The organism is Flintibacter muris, from assembly GCF_943192995.1.
Taxonomy (GTDB): Bacteria; Bacillota; Clostridia; order Oscillospirales; family Oscillospiraceae; genus Lawsonibacter; species Lawsonibacter muris.
The window spans coordinates 40,474-60,374 of record NZ_CALPCP010000019.1 but is presented as its reverse complement, the minus strand read 5'-3'; the positions used below and the strand labels follow the sequence as shown (position 1 = coordinate 60,374).

21 protein-coding genes, 1 tRNA gene and 2 pseudogenes are annotated in these 19,901 nt (G+C 55.9%); 11 read left to right on the top strand and 13 right to left on the bottom strand.

Features of this window, described 5'->3' with window-relative positions; all coding sequences use genetic code 11:
* The first annotated feature begins 51 nt into the window (after positions 1-51).
* From NFS22_RS14420 to NFS22_RS14410, 3 genes are read left to right on the top strand one after another with little or no spacing between them, the layout of a single operon-like run.
* Positions 52-453 (top strand): hypothetical protein, encoded by a 402-nt coding sequence (locus NFS22_RS14420; protein ID WP_251318411.1) that lies wholly within the window; start codon positions 52-54, stop codon positions 451-453.
* Positions 447-944 (top strand): ribosome maturation factor RimM, encoded by a 498-nt coding sequence (gene rimM / locus NFS22_RS14415; protein ID WP_251318410.1) that lies wholly within the window; start codon positions 447-449, stop codon positions 942-944. Before NFS22_RS14420 ends, rimM begins: the two co-directional genes overlap by 7 nt.
* Positions 945-2,069, top strand: a complete 1,125-nt coding sequence (locus tag NFS22_RS14410) for an AI-2E family transporter (RefSeq protein ID WP_251318409.1) — start codon at positions 945-947, stop codon at positions 2,067-2,069.
* Between the two features lie 31 nt (positions 2,070-2,100).
* Here NFS22_RS14410 and NFS22_RS14405 read toward each other — a convergent pair whose 3' ends face one another.
* Complete coding sequence (locus tag NFS22_RS14405) at positions 2,101-3,924, bottom strand: LTA synthase family protein (protein ID WP_251318408.1); 1,824 nt, start codon at positions 3,922-3,924, stop codon at positions 2,101-2,103.
* A gap of 383 nt (positions 3,925-4,307) precedes the next feature.
* Here NFS22_RS14405 and NFS22_RS14400 point away from each other — a divergent pair, with 383 nt between their 5' ends.
* The 4 genes from NFS22_RS14400 to NFS22_RS14385 all read left to right on the top strand — a co-directional run bounded on the left by NFS22_RS14400 (position 4,308) and on the right by NFS22_RS14385 (position 8,213).
* Positions 4,308-5,192, top strand: coding sequence for a transporter substrate-binding domain-containing protein (locus NFS22_RS14400; protein WP_251318407.1), 885 nt, complete (start codon positions 4,308-4,310; stop codon positions 5,190-5,192).
* Between the two features lie 66 nt (positions 5,193-5,258).
* On the top strand, positions 5,259-5,978 hold the full coding sequence (locus tag NFS22_RS14395) for an amino acid ABC transporter permease (RefSeq protein ID WP_251318406.1): 720 nt from the start codon (positions 5,259-5,261) through the stop codon (positions 5,976-5,978).
* Positions 5,965-6,687: an amino acid ABC transporter ATP-binding protein gene (locus NFS22_RS14390; protein WP_251318405.1), complete on the top strand. Its 723-nt coding sequence runs from the start codon at positions 5,965-5,967 to the stop codon at positions 6,685-6,687. The genes NFS22_RS14395 and NFS22_RS14390 overlap by 14 nt, the downstream gene beginning before the upstream one ends.
* Positions 6,688-7,067: 380 nt before the next feature.
* The gene (locus NFS22_RS14385; protein WP_251318404.1) at positions 7,068-8,213 is read left to right on the top strand and encodes an aldo/keto reductase; all 1,146 of its coding nucleotides are present in this window, start codon (positions 7,068-7,070) and stop codon (positions 8,211-8,213) included.
* 8 nt (positions 8,214-8,221) lie between these two features.
* On the opposite strand, the gene NFS22_RS14380 is transcribed toward NFS22_RS14385, so the two are convergent.
* The 8 genes and pseudogenes from NFS22_RS14380 to NFS22_RS14345 all read right to left on the bottom strand — a co-directional run bounded on the left by NFS22_RS14380 (position 8,222) and on the right by NFS22_RS14345 (position 13,750).
* Complete coding sequence (locus NFS22_RS14380; RefSeq protein WP_251318403.1) at positions 8,222-8,788, bottom strand: GNAT family N-acetyltransferase; 567 nt, start codon at positions 8,786-8,788, stop codon at positions 8,222-8,224.
* Positions 8,785-10,242: a sensor histidine kinase gene (locus NFS22_RS14375; protein WP_251318402.1), complete on the bottom strand. Its 1,458-nt coding sequence runs from the start codon at positions 10,240-10,242 to the stop codon at positions 8,785-8,787. The genes NFS22_RS14380 and NFS22_RS14375 overlap by 4 nt, the downstream gene beginning before the upstream one ends.
* Before the next feature lie 162 nt (positions 10,243-10,404).
* On the bottom strand, positions 10,405-10,911 hold the full coding sequence (locus NFS22_RS14370) for a hypothetical protein (RefSeq protein WP_251318401.1): 507 nt from the start codon (positions 10,909-10,911) through the stop codon (positions 10,405-10,407).
* Positions 10,908-11,591 carry a response regulator transcription factor gene (locus tag NFS22_RS14365; protein ID WP_251318400.1) on the bottom strand — a complete coding sequence of 228 codons (684 nt, stop codon included), beginning with the start codon at positions 11,589-11,591 and terminating at the stop codon, positions 10,908-10,910. The genes NFS22_RS14370 and NFS22_RS14365 overlap by 4 nt, the downstream gene beginning before the upstream one ends.
* A gap of 5 nt (positions 11,592-11,596) precedes the next feature.
* A complete protein-coding gene (locus NFS22_RS14360) occupies positions 11,597-12,193 on the bottom strand; it encodes a UBA domain-containing protein (RefSeq protein WP_251318399.1) in 597 nt (198 codons plus the stop codon).
* 396 nt (positions 12,194-12,589) lie between these two features.
* Positions 12,590-12,958: pseudogene (locus tag NFS22_RS14355) on the bottom strand (site-specific integrase); the annotation flags it as partial.
* A gap of 127 nt (positions 12,959-13,085) precedes the next feature.
* Positions 13,086-13,469, bottom strand: coding sequence for a B-box zinc finger protein (locus tag NFS22_RS24265; protein ID WP_478293081.1), 384 nt, complete (start codon positions 13,467-13,469; stop codon positions 13,086-13,088).
* Entirely contained in the window at positions 13,466-13,750 is a 285-nt protein-coding gene (locus NFS22_RS14345; RefSeq protein WP_251318398.1) for a hypothetical protein, read from the bottom strand. Before NFS22_RS14345 ends, NFS22_RS24265 begins: the two co-directional genes overlap by 4 nt.
* Before the next feature lie 1,528 nt (positions 13,751-15,278).
* Between NFS22_RS14345 and NFS22_RS14340 the strand changes: the two genes are divergently transcribed.
* Positions 15,279-15,354: transfer RNA gene (locus tag NFS22_RS14340), tRNA-Ala, on the top strand.
* Between the two features lie 147 nt (positions 15,355-15,501).
* On the opposite strand, the gene NFS22_RS14335 is transcribed toward NFS22_RS14340, so the two are convergent.
* The 4 genes and pseudogenes from NFS22_RS14335 to NFS22_RS14320 form a co-directional block, all read right to left on the bottom strand.
* The gene (locus NFS22_RS14335) at positions 15,502-15,852 is read right to left on the bottom strand and encodes a hypothetical protein (protein WP_251318397.1); all 351 of its coding nucleotides are present in this window, start codon (positions 15,850-15,852) and stop codon (positions 15,502-15,504) included.
* A gap of 62 nt (positions 15,853-15,914) precedes the next feature.
* Positions 15,915-16,238 (bottom strand): HepT-like ribonuclease domain-containing protein, encoded by a 324-nt coding sequence (locus NFS22_RS14330; protein WP_251318396.1) that lies wholly within the window; start codon positions 16,236-16,238, stop codon positions 15,915-15,917.
* Entirely contained in the window at positions 16,228-16,521 is a 294-nt protein-coding gene (locus NFS22_RS14325; protein ID WP_251318395.1) for a nucleotidyltransferase family protein, read from the bottom strand. Before NFS22_RS14325 ends, NFS22_RS14330 begins: the two co-directional genes overlap by 11 nt.
* Positions 16,522-16,703: 182 nt before the next feature.
* Positions 16,704-17,162, bottom strand: a pseudogene (locus tag NFS22_RS14320) (tyrosine-type recombinase/integrase); the annotation flags it as partial.
* Positions 17,163-17,419: 257 nt separating this feature from the next.
* Here NFS22_RS14320 and NFS22_RS14315 point away from each other — a divergent pair.
* The 3 genes from NFS22_RS14315 to NFS22_RS14305 all read left to right on the top strand — a co-directional run bounded on the left by NFS22_RS14315 (position 17,420) and on the right by NFS22_RS14305 (position 19,899).
* On the top strand, positions 17,420-17,941 hold the full coding sequence (locus tag NFS22_RS14315) for a DUF5720 family protein (protein ID WP_016220415.1): 522 nt from the start codon (positions 17,420-17,422) through the stop codon (positions 17,939-17,941).
* 29 nt (positions 17,942-17,970) lie between these two features.
* Complete coding sequence (locus tag NFS22_RS14310; protein ID WP_016220416.1) at positions 17,971-18,843, top strand: DUF6017 domain-containing protein; 873 nt, start codon at positions 17,971-17,973, stop codon at positions 18,841-18,843.
* 72 nt (positions 18,844-18,915) lie between these two features.
* Entirely contained in the window at positions 18,916-19,899 is a 984-nt protein-coding gene (locus NFS22_RS14305) for a toprim domain-containing protein (protein ID WP_251318394.1), read from the top strand.
* The last annotated feature ends 2 nt before the right edge of the window (positions 19,900-19,901 follow it).

The following is a 19,901-nucleotide window of genomic DNA, read 5'->3' as shown; positions in this document are numbered from 1 at the left end:
CCAAGGGCGCAGGGGGTTCCCTGCGCCTTTCTTTTACCGTTCGGAGGACATATGAATTGGTCAAACACACAACTGGCCGAGCTGAATTACTTCTGCAACAGCACCCGCAGCCGGGTGCCCCGGCATTTTCATTGCTATGCCTTCAGCGACCAGATCGAAACGATCATTGATTTCTTTTTCTATTACTCCATCATGGAATTTCAAGTCAAAGATATCAAGGACTTTTTCAAGACCTTCCGCATCTCAAAGCCCCGGTCGGACGGCCTGCGGAATCCCTCCCCCAGGCAGATCGTCCAGGCCCTTGACCGGATGAAAAATGTCCAGCGCGCCGGGGAGGACCGCTATCAGATTCTCAGCCCGAGTGACTGGTTTCTTGCCCCTTACGCGGACGAGCTGAGATACGGGTATGAAAAGGGATATGTCCAGTATTTTATGGAGGAACACACATGCTGAAACAATATTTAGAGGTGGGCAAGGTCACCAACGTCCACGGCCTGATGGGAGAGGTGAAGGTCCAGCCCTGGGCGGACTCGCCGGAGTTCCTGTGCCAGTTCAAGACCTTATATGTGGACCAGGCCCACTTTCCTATGAATGTCCAGCGGGCCAGGGTCCACAAGAACATGGTCATCATCAAATTTGAGGGCCCCACCGACGTGCCCAGCGCCATGTCCCTGCGCAACGCCATCCTGTATATCGACCGTGCGGACGTCACCCTCCCCCAGGGGGCCTTTTTCCTGGCCGACATCTACGGCCTGGAGGTGCGGGACGCCGCCACCGGCGCCGTCCTGGGCAAAATTGAGGACGTGCTCACCCTGCCCGCCAACAACGTCTATGTGGTGAAGGGCGGCCCCCGGGAGCTGATGATTCCTGCCGTTCCCCAGTTTATCGCGGAGACCAATGTGGAAGACGGCTTTATCCGGGTAAACATGATGGAGGGCCTGTAAATGAAACAGGAGTGGAAGGCCCCGCTGCGGTGGGGTGCGGTGCTGTTTGGGCTCTATCTGGCCATCCACTACTGGGACATGCTGTCCAACCTGGCGGCGCTGGCGGTGAGAGCCGGTTTTCCCCTGGTTCTGGGGTCGGTTATCGCCTACGCCGTCAACATCCTTATGAGCATGTACGAGAGGTGGTACCTTCCCAAGTCTCAACAGCCGCTGGTGGTGAGGAGCCGCCGGCCGGTGTGCCTGCTGCTGGCCTACGCAAGCCTGGCAGCCCTGGTGGCCCTTATTGTGAGGATGATCCTCCCCGAACTGCTCCAGAGTGTCACCCTCCTCCTCCAGGAGCTGGTGCCCCTGCTCCAGCAGCTGAGCATCAAGCTCAATGAAAACCAGGACCAGCTGGCCGGGCTCTTTGCCCCTGACGGCACGGTGAACTGGCAGGAGCTGGCCGTTAAGGCAGTAAATTTTCTGCTGGCCGGCCTGGGGGGCGTGATGGGCTCGCTGGTGTCTATCGTCTCCGCCGCCGTGTCCACCGCCTTCACCGCCATTGTCAGCATCATCTTTTCCATCTATCTGCTTATGGGCAAGGAGAATTTGTCCCGACAGTGCTCCCTGGTGCTGAAAACCTATCTAAAACCCGGCTGGTACAGCCACCTGCTCTACTTTTTGGAGACGCTGGACAACTGCTTCCGCCGCTTTGTGGTGGGACAGTGTACCGAGGCGGTCATCCTGGGACTGCTGTGCATGGGCGGGATGCTGCTGTTCCGCTTCCCCTACGCCTCTATGGTGGGGGCTCTGATTGGCTTCACCGCCCTGATTCCGGTGGCCGGAGCCTATATCGGTGCGGGGGTGGGGGCCTTTATGATCTTTACTGTCTCCCCCATCCAAGCGCTGCTGTTTCTGGTGTTTATCTCCGTCCTCCAGCAGTTGGAGGGCAACCTGATCTATCCAAGAGTGGTGGGCTCCTCCATTGGACTGCCCGGTATCTGGGTACTGGCCGCCGTCACCATTGGCGGGGGCGTGCTAGGCATATTCGGCATGCTGCTGGCCGTTCCTCTGGCCGCCGCCTTCTACCAGATTCTCCGGGATGATGTGACAAAGCGAAACCAGCCCGGCAAAAAAACAGCATGATAAAAGCCCCGCCCACCGGCGGGGCTTTCTCTTATTCCACACAGAACATGGGCCGGGCCTCATTAAAGAGGTCCACCATGCCGCAGTAGTTGAGTACCTCATACTTCCACAGCCACTCCTGCTGTTCCTGGCTGAGTTCGGATTTGGACAGAAATTCACCGTCGGCAGTGACAAAGCCCACCGGGGTGATGGCGGGCATGACCTGGTACAGGTCGGACAAAAACTCCATGTACCCTGTAAGGGGCAGGCCGGCGGTCTGGGCGGTGAGCACCCCCAGGAAATTGGGGCTGATGACAACATCCTGGCGCTCCTCAATGTCGTAATTGGCCCAGATAAAGAAGGGGACAGCGTACTGCTGCATCACCTCCTGGGTGGTGCGCTCCGACAGCTTTTTCCCATAAAGCTCCTCATAGAAGGCATTGGCCAGGGGAGGCTGGTGGTCGCCAAAGAAGACAACCAGGGTGGGCTCCTCACACTGGCTGTAGTAACCGATCAGCTCTTCCAGTGCCTTGTCGCTCTCCCGCATCAGATCCAAAAACTGCTCCGCGCTGTAGTCCGCCGCCTTCAGGTTGGAGGGCAGCTGGATGGTCCGGGGCAGATTGTACCAGCCCTGGGTGTAGCCGCTGTGGTTTTGCATGGTGACAGTGAAGAAAAAGCTGCTGTCCTCCACCTGGGTGGACTGATAAATCATCTCATAATCCGACTTGTCGGAGATGTAGCTGCGGATCATGTAGGGGTTCACTACGTCCTCCTCATACATCTGCCGGTCAAAGTTCAGGTAGTCATAGGCAATCACCCGGTTCCAGCCCGAGGATTTGTAGGGGTGAAAGGCCGTTGTGGCGTAGCCCTGGCTGGAAGCCAGGGCAGCCAGGGAGGGCATGCCCTCCTCCACATACAGCTGGTAGGCCACAGTGTGCGGGGGCTGGAACAGGCTGGTAAAGCCGGTGAGGTACTCAAACTCAATGGTGGCCGTGCCGCCGCCGGTGACGGAGGAGTACATCCAGCCTTTGATGGTGTTCTCCTCCATGGAGTGGAGGAAAGGGGTGGGGTCCTCTGAGGCGTCCAGATTGTCAAAGATTGTCAGGTCGCCAAAGGACTCGTTCATCACCACCACAATATTCACCGGCTTTCCTTCCGGATTACCCTCCACGCCGGGGTAGTCCTCCATCAGCTCCAGCACCAGGTCCCTGGAGTAATCCTCAGGCTTGTCCACCGAGGAGTACCGCAGGGCGATAGAAAAGTTGAGCAGAAAACCGTTGCGCTGGGTGACCCACTGCTGGGTATAGATATCCAGAGCGGGGAGCATGCCGGTGCAGAAAAAGGCGTAGCAGTAGCCCGCCATCACCGCCCACAGCAGCAGGGCGGCAGGCAGGCGGATCTTGGCCCGCCTCCTCTGGGGAACACAAAAGAACACCAGAAACAGATAGCAAACAAACAAAATGGCCGCCTGGGTGATGTACTGGTCCGCCGAGTAGTCAAAGCCGCTGGCCACGTTGGCGGCGGTGCGCCAGCCGGTGACGTCCGCCGGGAAGAGGATGCGGCCCCGAAAGCGAAGTACATAGTGGTTCACCAGTCCAAAGAGAAAGGCCAGCGCCGTTCCCGCCGCGGCGGAGCGCCGGTTTCGCCCCAGAATCAGCCGCAGAGCCGCGAAAAAAAAGTAGTAGAACACCATGTTCATCAGCACCTGCCAGGGGGCCAGGTCGTTAAACACGTCGTTCTCGTTTAAAATCTCCACCATCCACAGGCAGACCCAGGGGCCGAGCAGAAAAACCAGCCGGGACAGCCATTTGCCGGGATTTTCCCGCCAGTCCCGCACCAGCCTGGGGAAGGTGTCGTCATACAAAAGCGCTCTCATGTTCGTTCCTCCAATGCGGCCTCGCCGCAGCAGTCAAAGATAAGAATAACAATTTTTTTCAAAAAAGCAAGTCGATCCGGCTTTTTTTAAGAAATTTTAAAGATTTCCGCTCCCCTGTTATAGACGTAAATATTTCCAGATGGTTCCCTTTTTCGCAGAATACAGACATGGATGTTTTGTATATTCATCCTGATTTTTTGTATATTTTTTCTTCGCTGTCCCACCGTTTTTCATACTTATGTTTGATTCACCCAAAATACTGACATATATCACCACATTTTTGAATACTTATCTATTGACTATGTATATCTGCCGGTGTATAATTTCCCACAGCATTCGGGAGAGCAAATCACATCGTTCCCATTTGAAAAGGAGTTTTTAACATGAAAAAGATTCTTGCTTTGACTATGGCCGCAGCCATGTCCCTGTCTCTGGCCGCCTGCGGCGGCGGGAATAACAGCGCCAATTCCACCCCCGCCGCTTCCAGCAATCCCCCTGCCTCTTCCAGCACCCAGAACGGCGGCGACGCCAGTTCCGCCACCCCCTCCGGAGGCTTCACCACCGTGCAGCCCGGCAAGCTGATCATGTCCACCGAGGCCGGCTTCCCTCCCTATGAGATGACCGCCGACGGCGGCGGCTTTAACGGCACCGGCTTTGAGGGCATTGACGTGGAGGTGGCTGCCGCCATTGCCGACAAGCTGGGCCTGGAGCTGGTCATTGACGACATGGGCTTTAACGCCGCCCTCACCGCTGTCCAGACCGGACAGAGTGACATTGCCATGGCGGGCATCACCATCACCGACGAGCGCCTGGAGGTTATGGACTTCTCCGACAGCTACGCCACCGGCGTGCAGGTGGTCATTGTGAAGGAGGATTCCCCCATCCAGTCCATTGACGACCTGGAAAATGCCGAGATGATCGGCTGCCAGGCGGATACCACCGGCTACATTTTCGCCTCCGACACCCCGGAAAACGGCGGCTACGGTGCCGACCACGTTACCGCCTACGACACCGGCTCCCTGGCTGTCATGGCCCTGGCCAACGGGCAGATTGACGCGGTTATTATCGACAACGAACCCGCCAAGTCCTTTGTCGCCGCCACTGAGGGATTGAAGATCCTGGAGGGCGAGTGGGTCGTGGAGGACTACGCCATTGGCTTTGCCAAGGGCAACGACGCTCTGCGTGAGGCAGTCAACCAGGCCGTGGCTGAGCTGAAGGCCGACGGCACCTTCCAGCAGATCGTGGACAAGTATATTACCGCTGACTAAACACCCAGGGAAGGGCGGCTTTTTGGGCCGCCCTTCTTCCCTATCGGAAGAAAGGAGGCCCTCGCTATGCTTCAATGGTTCTATCGTACGCTCGACCGGTTCCACACCGCGTTCCTGGAGGCAGACCGCTGGAAGCTCTACCTCCAGGGTCTGGGCGTCACCTTGGAGATGACTGTGATCGCCCTGATTCTGGGTACCTGTCTGGGGCTGGTTATTGCCGTAGTCCGCACCGCCCACGACCAGCAGCGCCCAGGACGGCGGAATTTCCTGCTTGGTATCGCCAACGTCTTCTGCAACATCTACACCACCGTCATTCGGGGCACCCCCATGATGGTACAACTGCTCATCTGGAGCTTTGTCATCTTCTCCACCAGCCGGAATAAGGTGATGGTGGGCTTTATCGGCCTGGGCATCAACTCAGGGGCCTATGTGGCGGAGATCATCCGGGGCGGCCTGATGAGCGTGGACATTGGTCAGTCGGAGGCGGGGCGCTCCCTGGGCTTGAATTACTTTGACACCATGCGCTTTATCGTCATCCCCCAGGCCTTCAAGAACATTCTCCCCTCCCTGGGCAACGAATTCATCACCCTGTTTAAGGATACCTCCCTGGTCAGCGCCATTGGCGCGGCCGAGCTGACCTACCACGCCTCCCGCATTGGCGGCCGGACCTTCGACTACATGCCGCCTCTGATCGGTATCGCCGTGATGTACTTAGCCATTGTGATCGTCTTCACCTGGGCCCAGGGGAGGCTGGAAAGGAGGCTGCGCGAAAGTGATCGACGTTAAAAATCTGTCCAAGTCCTTCGGCGACCACCTGGTGCTGGACAACATCTCCGAGCATATCAGCCCCGGGGAGAAGGTGGTGGTGATTGGTCCCTCCGGTTCGGGCAAATCCACCTTCCTGCGCTGCCTCAATCTTCTGGAGACCCCCACCAAGGGGACCATCACCTTTGAGGGCACCGTCATCACCGACCCCAAGGTGAAGATCGACAAGATCCGCCAGCAGATGGGCATGGTGTTTCAGCACTTCAACCTGTTCCCCAACATGACCATCCGGAAGAACATCACCCTGGCCCCGGTGCGCACCGGGCTGATGAAGCAGGAGGAGGCCGACAAGGCGGCGTCCCAGCTGCTCCAGCGGGTGGATCTGGCCGACAAAGCGGACGCCTACCCCAACCAGCTGTCCGGCGGACAGAAACAGCGGATCGCCATTGTCCGGGCCCTGGCTATGAAGCCCAAGGTCATGCTCTTTGATGAGCCCACCTCTGCCCTGGACCCTGAAATGGTGGGCGAGGTGCTGGACGTGATGAAGGAGCTGGCCCGGGACGGCATGACCATGGTGGTGGTCACCCACGAGATGGGCTTTGCCCGTGAGGTGGGCAGCCGGGTGCTGTTTATGGACGGCGGCCACATTCTGGAGCAGAACGCCCCCAAGGAGTTCTTCGACCACCCCCAGAACCCCCGGACTCAGCTGTTTTTGTCCAAGGTATTATAGGATTAAGGGCCGTCCCTATGGACGGCCCTTTTGTGCTGATGGGGGAGAGCGCAGACGACTTCACGAACTTAAAGATTAAAACGCATCGTTCCACATGATATATTCAAAACGACAAATGAAAATTTGGAGATAACAAAGAGCAGTCTATTGGAAAACCGCCTAATCCATTGGAACTGAATGGACGTTCAAGACAAACGGGCCGGCCCCTACAGATGATTTGCAGGGGCTGCCGTCTTTGGCGGCCCGCTGGCCGCAATTTTGAAGCTCGCTATAATGATAGCACCATCAGCTCTGACCGTCAACAGATCGGGAAACTCCCTCTTGACTTAAACCCGGCTTCAAGTGATAAGATGGTTCCACTAAAATCTAGGAGGATGGTCATGAATTACCGTACATTGGGCCGTACCGGCCTGAAGGTCAGCGAAATCGCCATGGGCTGTGAGGGTCTGGTGGACAAGAGCTATGAACAGGTGAAGGAATTTGTGGACAAAATGGAGGTGCTGGGGGTCAACTGCATTGACCTGTACACCCCCAACCCGGAGATCCGGGCCAATCTGGGCCGTGCTATGGAGGGCCGGCGGGACAAATTTGTCCTGCAATCCCATCTGTGCTCCGTCTGGGAGAAGGGACAGTATCTGCGCACCCGGGACATCAGTAAAGTAAAGGCCGGCTTTGAGGAGATGCTCCGCCTGCTGAACACCGATTTGATTGAGATTGGTATGATTCACTACTCCGACGCCCTGTCCGACTGGGAGGAGATTGTGAACGGTCCCATCATGGCCTACGCCCAGGAGCTGAAAGAGGCAGGGAAGATCGGCTGTATCGGCCTGTCCAGCCACAACCCGGAGGTGGGCCAGGCGGCGGTGGACAGCGGGCTTATTGATGTGCTCATGTTCAGCGTCAACCCCTGTTACGACCTCCAGCCCGCCAACGAGGATGTGGAGCAGCTGTGGGCGGAGTCGGCCTATGAAAAGCCCCTGGTAAACATGGACCCCCAGCGCCAGGCCCTGTATGAGAGCTGCCAGCGCCGGGGGGTGGGTATCACGGTGATGAAGGCCTTTGGCGGCGGCGATCTGCTGAGCCAGTACTCCCCTGCCGGGGTGGCGCTCACTCCCTTCCAGTGTCTGCACTACGCCCTCACCCGGCCCGGGGTGGCCTGTGTCATGGCCGGAGCCCGGACGGTGGAGGAGCTTGTCCAGTGCGCCGCCTATGAGAATGCCCCCGACAGCGAAAAGGACTACGCCGCCGCCTTTGCCGCCATGCCCAAAATCAGCTGGGAGGGCCACTGCATGTACTGCGGCCACTGCGCCCCCTGTCCCCGGGGTATCGACGTGGCAAACGTGACCAAGTTCCTCAACCTGGCCAGGGCTCAGGGACAGCTGCCTGAGACGGTGCGGGAGCACTACGCGGTCCTCCCCCATCACGCCAGGGAGTGCGTGGCCTGCGGCGCATGCGAAAAGCGGTGTCCCTTCTCAGTCCCCATTATTGAGAATATGAGGCAGGCCGCAGAAATTTTCGGCCAGTAAAGGCCAAGTCAACCACATTCCAGTACAGCCTGGACCTGTTCTGGGGGCAGTTCCCCCACAGGGACCAGCGGCCCTGGCTCCGGATCATAGGGGGCCAGGGCCTTTTCAAACCAGAGCAAATCGATCCACTGGCCGTTTTTATAGCCCGCGTTTCGCTGTACCCCCATCAGGCGGAACCCCAGGGCGGAATGAAGCCCCTCGCTGGCGGGGTTAGGGCTTGCCACCAGGCCGTAGGCCGTCCGTACACCCTGGAGCCGCAGCAGCTCCATCAGCGCCCGGTACAGCCGGGCGCCCAGCCCCCTTCCCTCCTCGCCGGGGCGGAGGTAAATGGACAGCTCCGCCCCCCAGCCATAAGCCGCCCGCTCCGCGATACGGTGGGCGTAGGCGTAGCCCAGAACGGTGTCCCCTTCCACGGCGGCCAAATAGGGATACATCTCCAAAACGGAGGCCATCCGCCGGGAAAACTCCTCCCCGCTGGGCAGAACATACTCAAATGTGATATTGGTGGGGATGAAGTGCTCATAGATGGCCCGCAGGGCGGGGACATCTGCCTCTCCGGCAAAACGCAGCTTCATGACGCTTTTTCCTCCTCCCGGAGCGCAGGCAAAACAACGGTGATGCGGGTACCCACATCAGGGCGGGATACCACCTCAAACCAGCCGCCGTGGCGCTCCACAATCCACTTGGCGATAGACAGCCCCAGGCCGGTGCCGCCGGTCTTCCTGTCCCGGGAGAGATCGGTGCGGTAGAACCGGTCAAAGATAAGGGGAATTCCCTCCGGGGGGATGCCCATCCCCTCGTCCTGGACGGTGACCCGGACATTCTCCCCGCTTCTGGACACCCGCAGATATACCCGGCCCTCGGGGGGGCTGTATTTCAGGCTGTTGTCCATCAGAATGCGCAGCACCTGCTTCATCAGACCGGGGTCAGCATATATGCTGACAGGGTCCTCCCCCCAGCGGGGGAGGAAGATGCGCTCGGGGTGGATCATCTCCTCCTCCCGCAGCACCTCGCCGGCCAGGTCGGTGAGGTCCAGCGGCTCCATTTTCACCGGCTGGGAGTCGTTATCCCCCCGGGCCAGGAAGAGCAGCTGCTCCACCAGCCGCTCCATAGAGGCGGCCTCCCCCCGGATGGCGTCGATCGACTCCTGTAAAGCCTCTGGGTCAGTTTTGCCCCACCGGTCCAGCAGGGCGGCGTAGCCCTGGATCACAGCGATGGGGGTGCGCAGCTCGTGGCTGGCGTCGGAGACAAAGCGCATCTGGGCACTGTAGGCCTGGTTCACCCGGTCCATCATCTCGTTGATGGACTGGGCCAGGGAGCGCAGCTCCTTCTGGGTGGGAGGCAGGTCGATACGGCTGTCCAGGTGGGCGGCATCGATCTTGTCCAGCTCCCCCGCCAGGCTCTCAATTTCCCGCCGGGACATGTGGGTCATGGAGTTGAGCCGGGCCGCCGTGGCGGCCAGGTCCTGAATGGGCCGCAGTACCTTGCGGATAGAGCGGCCGCTGCGGAACAGGTTGGTAATCAGGGACAGCCCCTGGCAGACCAGAATCACCACCCCTGCCCAGTACAGGCCGGTGAAGATGCCGGAGGTATCCACCGTGACGGCGTAAGGCTGGCCGTTGTTGTGCATTTCCACCGTATAAAAGCTGCTGAAGTTCCAGGTGCGCAGGCCGTCTACAGTCTCCCGCCGGCAGGTGGGCAGCCAGGTGGTTACGGTATAGTCCAGCCCCTCGGGGTCCCGGTCCAGAGGGGTGATGGTGTAGTCGCTGGCCTCCATCCAGGCCAGGGCGTCCTCGGAGGGCACCCCCCGGACGTTGACCATGTCCACCACTTCGGCACACCGGTTTTCCGCATAAAGGGACATGCCAAAGACGGCCAGCACCACCAGCAGCAAATCCATTGCAGCAAAGATACCCAGCTGACGCAGAAAAAAGCCCACATTCAGCCGCAGGGCCAGGGAGGAATCCCGGGCGGCGGCAATGGGATCCGCCGGGGGCGGAGTTTGAAAACGGTGACGTTTGCGGGGCATAGACAGGTTACCTCCTCTAAAAAGGCCCCCTTCGCAAAGGGGGCTGTCACGGCGAAGCCGTGACTGAGGGTTTTCTTCGAAGGACCAAGGCTTACCGCTGATTGGAAAACCCTCCACCACCGCCTGCGGCGGCGGTCCCCCTCCCTTTGCGAAGGGAGACTTTTATGCGCCCCTCAACCACGCCCGGATCTCCTCCAGATTTTCAAAGGCCACAAAGCTGCCGCCCTTGACCAGCATTTGATACTGGGCCTCCTCTTCGGGGGAGCGGCGGCTGCCCTTGCTCCGGAGGGCCTCCCGGGTGGATTTGGTGACCATATTTACCATCCGCCGTTTCAGCCAGCCCACCTTTTTAGGGGCCCAGCCGCCCTGAAGGTAGAACAGCGGGGCACCGGCCACGTAGTTGGCCCGGGCCATGGAGTCCATGGTCCGCTGGGAGGCGGGGGACATGCCCACGCCGCACACCCCCTTGACGGCAAATTTTTTCATTGCCTGGTCAATTCCGGAGATGTGGCCCGCCATGAGGGGGCCCATGAAGAAGACGGACTCCCCAGGTCCCACCTTGCCCTGAGCTTCGGCAAGGGGGCAGACCTTCATTTTTTCCGCCTTGCCCAGCATTTCGGCGTACTCTTTGGTAAAGCCGGTGTTGGAACGGTATACAATCACCATCATGATTCCTCCTTGATGACGTAGCCCACACCCCGAACGGTGTGGATGAGCTTGAGTCCAAAGGTGTCGTCCAGCTTGCTCCGGAGAAAGCGGATGTACACGTCCACCGAGTTGGTCTCGCCCACAAAATCAAAGCCCCACACTGCGTCCAGCAGGGTCTCTCGGGTGAGCACCCGGTCCTTGTTCTCCAGCAGACAGCGCAGCAGGTCAAACTCCTTTTTGGTCAGCTCCACATTCCGGCCCCGTACGGTGACCTGGTGCTTTTCCACGTCCATAACCAGCGGCCCCACCGCCAGGGGCACGTTCTCCTCTCCCTGGCCGTTTTTATTGCGCAGGGCGGCCCGAATGCGGGCCAGCAGCTCCTCAATGGCAAAGGGCTTTGTGATGTAGTCGTCGGCCCCCGAGTCCAGTCCGGCCACCTTGTCCATTACGCTGTCCCTTGCGGTTAACATAATCACAGGGATCTGGCTCTCCCGCCGCAGGCGGCGCAGCACCTCCATCCCGGACAGCTGGGGCAGCATGATGTCCAGCAGGACCAGGTCGAAGCCGCCGCCCAGAGCCAGCTCCAGGCCCCTGCGGCCATCAGCGGCCTTTTCCACCCCATAGCCCTCATATTTCAGCTCCATCTCCACCATCCGGGCTAGCTTTTCTTCATCTTCTACCAGAAGAATGCGCTCTGCCATGGGATTCACTCCTTGTCTTTGGTATGTTTGTCATGCTGAGCCCGCAGCTCATCCATTACCTGACGGCCCAGGCCGGCAGCGGTGTCAGCCAGGCCGCCGATCACGCCGTTCAGGCTGTCCTGCTCCAGGTCCGGACCGGAAAACTGGTAGCGGAAACCGGTAAAAAGTCCCAGCAGAAGCACCGGAATCGTAACCCACGGGGCACAGCACAGCAGAAGCAGCAAAATCAGCACAGGCAGAGCCGTAATAGGCTGGCCATGGCGCCAGATTTCCAGTTCGTTGTCAATGAGCCAGCGGCGCAGAGTGGTAAAAAAGTTCCGTCCGCTCTCTTTTTTTGCCCGTGGGGGCTTGGAGGCCTTCTTTTTCTTTCCACCGGCGGGCAGCTCCGCCGGCAGAGGCTCCGCCTGTGGCGGGGGAGGGGGGACTTCGCTCTTGGTGGAGTAGTAGGCGCTCTCCTCCCGGGGAATAGCTCCCTTCTCCTCCAGATAGATCAGTGCGTCCAGCAGATTGCCGCCGCTGTACTCCAGGGCCTCCTTGGCCTGGGCGTAGCTGACGCTGGCCTTCTCTTTCAGGCGCTCTACCAGCTCCAGTGTAATCTCCATTATGACGGCTCCTTTCCATAGGGCTATGCTTCTTCTATGTTGATGATAGCAATCATCAGATTTGCTGCCACACGTAGGGGCGGCCTTTGGCCGCCCGTCTGTTACAGGCAGGCCCATTTGTTTCTGAGGGCGGTCACAGGCCGCCCCTGCAGCTTCGGTGTCAGCAATTTTGAAGTTTGCTATAGTGTAACACCGCCGGGTTGAAGGACCGTTTAGCTTTCATTAAATAAACCTTAAAATTATGGGTGAATTTAAATTATCTCTTTAGAAGTTCTTATATGTCGGTATAGCCCGTATTTCCGGGCTTTCCCGGCATTTTAGATATGGGGAGAAGTCTTATATACTTTAGGTTTTTCCTCTCAATGGTAGTAAAAGAAGTAGTAAATCCGTCTGTGGCTATGCTGCAATCAGCCTTTCCATTTCAGCCCTTGCGGAAGCGAAAGATGCGTGTGCGTAGTAGTTCAGCGTCATAGTGATATTGGAGTGTCCCATGATGTACTGTAACGCTTTGGGGTTCATGCCGGCATTGGCTAAGTTGGTGCAGAACGTATGGCGCAGGGGGTGGGGTGTCATTACTTTGGGTAAGGTTTCCTCGTGGCTCTTGTTGCATTTCTTTGTAAGCCCCCGAAACATGGTAGCATAATTCACATTTGTTTTCGGGCAGCCTGTTTCCGCGCTCCGTAAAAGCTGGTGGTCTACATTGATTATCCTGTTTTCAAAATCAAGGTCGGGTTCAGTCAATCCGCAGAGTTCGGAAATCCTAAGCCTGCATTTATTGTAGCATATTCAAGGCTCTTTTTCACTATCTTTTTCGCTAAATCGCGTCCAGTGTGTCAATGACCTTTTCCAACTGTTTCCTCTTGATCTGAATACGGTTGCCGTTCAAGATCACCTAGCCCGACGTGGAATTTTTCTCTGCAAGTTTCCTCAGTTCGTTTTCCCCAATGCGGAAATATTTTGACGCTTCTTCAATGGTGAGCATATCCTTTATCTTCTCAGCCACGGTGTAATACTCCCGGCCCCACAGGACAGGGAACGCCGCCTTGATGTTGATGGACAGCCCCAGTACTTCGCCCTGCTTCGCGCCCATCATCAGCCACCACAGCGGATTGTTCCGCTCCTCCTCATGCGGGCAGGCCCTGCAATCGCTCTTGTCGCAGCCCTCGCAGAACGCCTTGTAGAAATCCTTGTCCCACGGCCCGGTTGCAACAGAAAGCGCGGCCAGAAATTCGCCCAGCGCCTCCGGCGTTTCCGCGATTTTCTCAAAGTTGGTCATGCTTGCTTTGCCTCCTTCTGTTCAACGACCCTTTTGGGGCGGCGTCCACGGTTCCGCAAGTTCCGCTGGTACACGGTCTGGCCCCGCTCGGCGCTGTACGCAGGCCGGAAGTTCTTATCGAGGACCACTTCACCTTCGCCGTCGGTCGTCTGTCCCCGCTTCAATTCTGCGTACACCGTACACAGGCTAATTTCCAGTGCAACGGCCACCTTGACCGGCGCGGCGTCCTCACTCCACATCCGTTCAAGTTCTTTTCTGTCCTCCAGCGTCAGCATTTTCATCTTGAATTACCCCTTTTCACCGTTTCCGTGCCCGATTTGGTAAAAAATAATGCAGAAAAAGGACGAAAATCCTTTTCTGCATTTAATCTACTACTTCAGCATTTTGAGGAAAATAAAAAATACTCTTTACATTTTCAAAAAATCTGATATAATCATAGAAGTTAGTTATGCGTTGGCCAGCAAAAAGAATATTTGGGCGATTAGCGCAGTTGGGAGTGCAAGCGGGCCAGTTATATGCCCCACATTTCAGGGGCGTAACTCGGATGGTTGCCATTCGGTTCACATCACAAAAAAGTTAATTCTACAAAATGTGGCACGTAACTCAGGTGCCACCCATACGGGCGATTAGCTCAGCTGGGAGAGCGCAGCGTTCGCATCCATAGTGAGACACATCCGACCCGATTTTTCGTTTCTCGTTTTCTTGTCCGATTTGTTGGACTTTCCCCTGAAAATCGAATATTTGAGAAATCCAAAATTCGCAACTTTTTTCGCGTAAAAAGTGCCGATTTGGGCCTGTAGCTCAGCTGGGAGAGCGCACGGTTCGCATCCATAGTGAGACACATCCGACCCGATTTTCTGTTCCCCGTTTTCCTGTCCGATTTGTTGGACTTCCCCCTGAAAATCGAATATTCCAGAAATCCAAAATTCGCAACTTTTTTCGCATGAAAAGTGCCGATTTGGGCTCGTAGCTCAGCTGGGAGAGCGCTGCGTTCGCATCCATAGTGAGACACATCCGACCCGATTTTCTGTTTCCCGTTTTCCTGTCCGATTTGCTGGACTTTCCCCTGAAAATCGAATATTTCAAAAATCCAAAATTCGCAACTTTTTTCGTATAAAAAGTGTCGATTTGGGCTCGTAGCTCAGCTGGGAGAGCGCTGCGTTCGCATCCATAGCGAGACACATCCGACCCAGGTTTGTGGCCCCGTTTTTCAGTCAATCCGTTGGACTTTTCCCCTGAAAATCGAATATTTTAGAAATCCAAATTCTGCAACTTTTTTCGTATAAAAAGCGCCGATTTGGGCTCGTAGCTCAGCTGGGAGAGCGCTGCGTTCGCATCCATAGTGAGACACATCCGACCCGATTTTCTGTTCCCCGTTTTCCTGTCCGATTTGTTGGACTTTCCCCTGAAAATCGAATATTTGAGAAATCCAAAATTCGCAACTTTTTTCGCATGAAAAGTGCCGATTTGGGCCTGTAGCTCAGCTGGGAGAGCGCACGGTTCGCATCCATAGTGAGACACATCCGATCCGGTTTTCTGTTCCCCGTTTTCCTGTTCGATTTGTTGGACTTCCCCCTGAAAATTGAATATTTGAGAAATCCAAAATTCGCAACTTTTTTCGCATGAAAAGTGCTGATTTGGGCTCGTAGCTCAGCTGGGAGAGCGCTGCGTTCGCATCCATAGCGAGACACATCCGACCCAGGTTTGTGGCCCCGTTTTTCAGTCCAATCCGTTGGACTTTTCCCCTGAAAATCGAATATTTTAGAAATCCAAATTCTCCAACTTTTTTAGTATAAAAAGTGTCGATTTGGGCTCGTAGCTCAGCTGGGAGAGCGCTGCGTTCGCATCGCAGAGGTCGAGGGTTCGATCCCCTTCGAGTCCACCAAATAAGAAATCACCTCAGTGAAAACTGGGGTGATTTTTCTTTTGACCACAGAAATACCACAGACGGGCTTCAAAAAATTTTCGGGCGGCAGATTGTTTTCAGCCCGTCGCCCCTTGTTCCGTTGGCTTGTGCGCTACCTGCCTGATGTCAGTCTTCGTCCGAGTAGTTCCAGTTCTGCCGCTCAAGAAAGGCGTTTACAGTTCCCTTCAGTTCATCGCTGAAATCTTCCAGATCCTCTATGCTGATTACGTCATTATTGATAAGCGCAATGATGTTGTAGATAAAGTTTGTTCGGGTCATCTCCAGCTGGACGCCTGGATTTCTTTTGTCACTCCTTATCCGCTTATCAAGCTGCCAGAATTTTTCTGACGGATCACCATCGCCGCTCAGCAGTTCTATGTATTCATCGCATAGCCTGCCCATGTAGACTTCCTGCCAGCTGCCAATTTTACTGCGGAAAAGGGCCCAATCCCGTTTTGTAAACCGCTGTTCCTGCAAGACCTCATTCCTCCAGTCAAAAAAAGAGATATGCGGTCTGGCAAATTGCTTGCTTTCACATCTTACAGCAATTCCTTCAAGATGTTCCTCAGACCCGGAATATCTCCACTGATAATCTCCCACACAAGTCGAAGGTTTACTCCCTCATAATCGTGGACGATGCGATTTCGAAGGCCGTTCATTTCACGCCAGGGTATTTCAGGATGACACTCTGCAAAAGCAGCATCCACAATCCGGCACAATTCTCCCATCTGACTGAGATTAAACACACAGGCCTCCGCCAGCTTTGTATCCTCAGAAAAGCTCCCATAGGTATAGCCCTGGCAATAGTTCATCAGCTTTTCGGAATAACTATACAGCTTTTGGAGGATGACTTCATTTCTCATAAATTGTTACCCCAGTAGAACAAATCTCACGGTCGATTTTTGAGTCCTTCTCAATATGCCGCACGTCAAAAATGTCCACAGGCATTCCCACCGCTTGACGGACGGCCTCCATAAAGCCCACAAACTTCAGTCCCTGTAATTTGCTGTCCACCAATAAGTCCAGGTCGCTCTTCTCTGTGGAAGTTCCTTTAGCTACAGAACCAAACAGGACGGCGCGCGAGATGCCATAAGCGGCGAAAACAGGCGCAAGCACCATCTGTATATCCGTTAAGCTTTGAGGCATACCAGCACCCCCTTCTGCCTCTTAGTATACACCATAATTTCAGAAGAGAAAATAGGAAAATAAAATTATAATGACAGAATCAAAATCTCTCTGTGCTCTGTTAGAATTGTCTGCATAAGCTCCTTTTATGGGAGGACAGCGAATCGTTTTCGGTTCACTGTCCTATCTTTGTATTTGGCGGCTCAATGTCTGAAGGGTGCCCCTGCCGCCTGCGCTGCTTTCAGCTCCGCCAGCTCCCGCTTCATCTGGACGATCAGCGCCGCCAGTTTCGCCTCGCATTCCTCGCGGGTGTGGGCGTAGATGTTGCGGGCGTGTTTTTTGCCGTCGATCCACTTGGGCGAGTAGCGGCCCTCCCACAGGTGGTCATTGATTTGGCTGATGCAGCCCGTCCCCGGCCTGCGGTGGGCAGGCTGATAAGGTGTGAAGGTCACAGGCGGGGCGGATTCCTCACGTTCCGGTTCTTCCTTCACTTCCGCCCCGGCGATGCCCTGGTCAATGTTCCGGGCCGCATTCCTCTGCATCTCGTCGGTGACGTGGGTGTAGATGTTCAGCGTGGTGGCCGACGAGACGTGGCCAATGATGGCGGACAGGGTCTTTACGTCCATCCCGTTCTCCAGGGACATGGTGGCGAAGGTGTGCCGTTACGGTATAATAACGACAAACGGAAAAAGCCTTTATTTTCAAGGGGTCCACGCGTTTGCCGTCATTTATTCAATTCCTTTTCCAAGTTGAAATCTGACGAGAAAAATATCGAAAAAAGGAGGCTGTTTCATTAACGACAAAATTTAATAGTGCCAGCGGTCCGGTGTATTGCCTGACCGCTGGTTGCCGTGGGCGTTTCACTTTTATAGGTGGGCGCCCTTTTTTTATACCCATTTTCAAAAGAAAGGAGATCCACATGGAATTAAACGAAATGGAAAAACGGCTGCTGTTTCAGGTTGAGGGAGACTATCAATACAAAGTCCTGAACGAGCTCCACATGGCTGCCCGGTACACAAAGAACCCTGAACAGCGGAAGGCAGCGGAAAGTCTGATGGCAAAGCTGCGCGTCCTGACGGATGACGAGTGCATGGACATCGTGCGGGATATCCAGAAGAATTACCTCCTGCCCTACCCGCCCCGGACGATTGGGGAAAAGATTGCGGAGGCCAGGCAGCGATCCGGCGCGGAAAAATTGAAAGGGCATGACATCATGGCTCTGGAACGCTTTGCCCCAGAGGTACGGCACATGATCATCTTCAACGTGCTGTCTTATAATTCTCCTGTCGGCGATAAGGGCGATAAGATGCGCCTGTTCCTTACGGATGCCGGCTATCAGAAATTCTTAGACAGCCAGGAACGGGGCGAAGTCAAACTGAAAAACCATGCGAAGGTCTCAGACGGGCATCTCCACTATGACCGCAGGGACCGCGTCTTGTAACAGGATAACCGGAGAAAGGAGGCTTTGAAATGGCTGTATTCCGGGTAGAAAAAACAAAGGACTTCACGATCATGTGCAACCACCATCTGCGCAATACGGAACTGTCCTTAAAGGCAAAGGGGCTCCTCTCGCTCATGCTGTCGCTGCCGGAAGATTGGGACTATACCACAAAGGGGCTCGCCCATATCTGCAAGGACGGCGTGGATTCAATCACTACCGCCCTGAAAGAGCTGGAGCGGCACGGGTACCTCACCAGGCAGCGCCTCCGCTATGAGAACGGGCAGCTCGGAGACATCGAGTATACGATCCATGAAAAGCCTGTAAATGCTGAAAAACAGGGGGATTCACCTAAACGGGAAAATCCAAGACAGGCAAATCCAGGACAGGCAAAACCTGAACAGGGGGAACCTGGACAGGGAAATCCCGCACAATTAAATACTAATCCATTAAAAACTAAAAAATCAAAAACGGATATATCAAGGACCCATCCATCAATCTATCCGTCAGGGCCGGAGGCGGCAGGCCGTTCGGATGGGATGGATCGGATAGAGCTGGCAGACGCTTACCGTGAAATCCTGAAAGAAAATATTGAGTATGGCTGTATGGTTTCCCGGTATGGGAAAGAACGCTTAGACGAGACGGTGGAGCTTATGCTTGAAGTGGTTTTATCCAAACGTCCATATATCCGTATCGCCGGGGATGATTTTCCCAGGGAGGTGGTAAAGGGCCGCTTCCTGAAAATCAATTCCGGCCACCTGGAGTATGTCTTTGACTGCATTGACAGGAACACCACGAAAGTCGGGAACATCAAGGCATACCTGCTGGCGGCGCTCTATAATGCCCCGGCAACAATGGACAGCTATTACCGCGCCGAGGTCAACCATGACCTGTACGGCTGTTAGGCGCCTTCTGGCGTCTTTTTTCATCACAGAAAGGAGGCGGGGCACGATGAAAAGAATCCCTGTGCCGGTGTCATGCCCGGCGTAACAAAGGAGCAGATTCGGGCGGCGCGTGAGGCGGACCTGTTTGCCTACCTGCAGTTCCATGAGCCTGGGGTGCTGAAACGGGACGGCCCGAATTACCGCCACAAGGAGCATGACAGCCTGGTCTATGTGACCGGGAAAAGGTACTGGTACTGGAACAGCCGGGGCCGGAGTATCAACGCCCTGGATTACCTGATCCAGATACGGGGCTACGGGCTGGTGGATGCGGTCCATACGCTGGTCGGCGGGGAAATCCAGCAGACGCCGGCCTATCGGAGCACGGCAGCGGCAGGGCGTGTGCATAAGGAACCGGAGAAGAAAGCATTTTCCCTCCCCTGGGCCAGACGGTGCGCCACTTCTGCCGTTTCTTATCTGCAACGGCGCGGGATCAGCCCGGATGTGATCAGCCGGTGTTTCCGGGACGGGCTGTTCTATGAGGCGCGGCATCATGGCGAGCCGGTCTGTGTGTTTGTGGGAAAGGATGAAGCCGGCAAAGCAAAGTTTGCCTGTATGCGGAGCATTGCCGGCAGCCTTAGGAAAGATGTCTACGGCAGCGACAAGGAATACAGCTTCTGCTATCCACCCCGGAATCCGGGCAGCCGGCATGTGGCGGTATTTGAGGCGCCCATTGACGCCCTCTCCCATGCCACGCTGCAGGAGTTAGAAGGCTGGAAATGGGACGGCTACCGGCTGTCCCTGGGCGGCACTTCCCATGTGGCGCTGATTGCATTTTTGAAACGCCACCCGGAAATCCGGCGCGTCAGCCTCTACATGGACAATGACCTTGGCGGCCTTAAAAATGCCAGGAGGATCAAGGCAATGCTCCATGAAGATCAGCGGTTCCGGCATATCCGGGTGGGCGTCAACCCGCCCCGCATGGGAAAGGACTACAACGAAATGCTGCTCCATGTTACAACGCAGATGAAAGAACATCAACAGCAATGCCGCCGGAAACAGGCGGCTGTTTCGATTTGACA

What these genes read in the sequence shown, in the direction of transcription:
- NFS22_RS14405 (WP_251318408.1), bottom strand. Translation starts at nt 3,924, where the DNA reads ATGAGAGCGCTTTTGTATGACGACACCTTCCCCAGGCTGGTGCGGGAC.
- NFS22_RS14330 (WP_251318396.1), bottom strand. Translation starts at nt 16,238, where the DNA reads ATGAGAAATGAAGTCATCCTCCAAAAGCTGTATAGTTATTCCGAAAAG.
- NFS22_RS14410 (WP_251318409.1), top strand. Translation starts at nt 945, where the DNA reads ATGAAACAGGAGTGGAAGGCCCCGCTGCGGTGGGGTGCGGTGCTGTTT.
- NFS22_RS14325 (WP_251318395.1), bottom strand. Translation starts at nt 16,521, where the DNA reads ATGCCTCAAAGCTTAACGGATATACAGATGGTGCTTGCGCCTGTTTTC.
- NFS22_RS14315 (WP_016220415.1), top strand. Translation starts at nt 17,420, where the DNA reads ATGGAATTAAACGAAATGGAAAAACGGCTGCTGTTTCAGGTTGAGGGA.
- NFS22_RS14305 (WP_251318394.1), top strand. Translation starts at nt 18,916, where the DNA reads ATGCCCGGCGTAACAAAGGAGCAGATTCGGGCGGCGCGTGAGGCGGAC.
- NFS22_RS14420 (WP_251318411.1), top strand. Translation starts at nt 52, where the DNA reads ATGAATTGGTCAAACACACAACTGGCCGAGCTGAATTACTTCTGCAAC.
- NFS22_RS14380 (WP_251318403.1), bottom strand. Translation starts at nt 8,788, where the DNA reads ATGAAGCTGCGTTTTGCCGGAGAGGCAGATGTCCCCGCCCTGCGGGCC.
- NFS22_RS14395 (WP_251318406.1), top strand. Translation starts at nt 5,259, where the DNA reads ATGCTTCAATGGTTCTATCGTACGCTCGACCGGTTCCACACCGCGTTC.
- NFS22_RS14375 (WP_251318402.1), bottom strand. Translation starts at nt 10,242, where the DNA reads ATGCCCCGCAAACGTCACCGTTTTCAAACTCCGCCCCCGGCGGATCCC.
- NFS22_RS14400 (WP_251318407.1), top strand. Translation starts at nt 4,308, where the DNA reads ATGAAAAAGATTCTTGCTTTGACTATGGCCGCAGCCATGTCCCTGTCT.
- NFS22_RS24265 (WP_478293081.1), bottom strand. Translation starts at nt 13,469, where the DNA reads ATGACCAACTTTGAGAAAATCGCGGAAACGCCGGAGGCGCTGGGCGAA.
- NFS22_RS14360 (WP_251318399.1), bottom strand. Translation starts at nt 12,193, where the DNA reads ATGGAGATTACACTGGAGCTGGTAGAGCGCCTGAAAGAGAAGGCCAGC.
- NFS22_RS14370 (WP_251318401.1), bottom strand. Translation starts at nt 10,911, where the DNA reads ATGATGGTGATTGTATACCGTTCCAACACCGGCTTTACCAAAGAGTAC.
- NFS22_RS14345 (WP_251318398.1), bottom strand. Translation starts at nt 13,750, where the DNA reads ATGAAAATGCTGACGCTGGAGGACAGAAAAGAACTTGAACGGATGTGG.
- NFS22_RS14385 (WP_251318404.1), top strand. Translation starts at nt 7,068, where the DNA reads ATGAATTACCGTACATTGGGCCGTACCGGCCTGAAGGTCAGCGAAATC.
- rimM (WP_251318410.1), top strand. Translation starts at nt 447, where the DNA reads ATGCTGAAACAATATTTAGAGGTGGGCAAGGTCACCAACGTCCACGGC.
- NFS22_RS14365 (WP_251318400.1), bottom strand. Translation starts at nt 11,591, where the DNA reads ATGGCAGAGCGCATTCTTCTGGTAGAAGATGAAGAAAAGCTAGCCCGG.
- NFS22_RS14310 (WP_016220416.1), top strand. Translation starts at nt 17,971, where the DNA reads ATGGCTGTATTCCGGGTAGAAAAAACAAAGGACTTCACGATCATGTGC.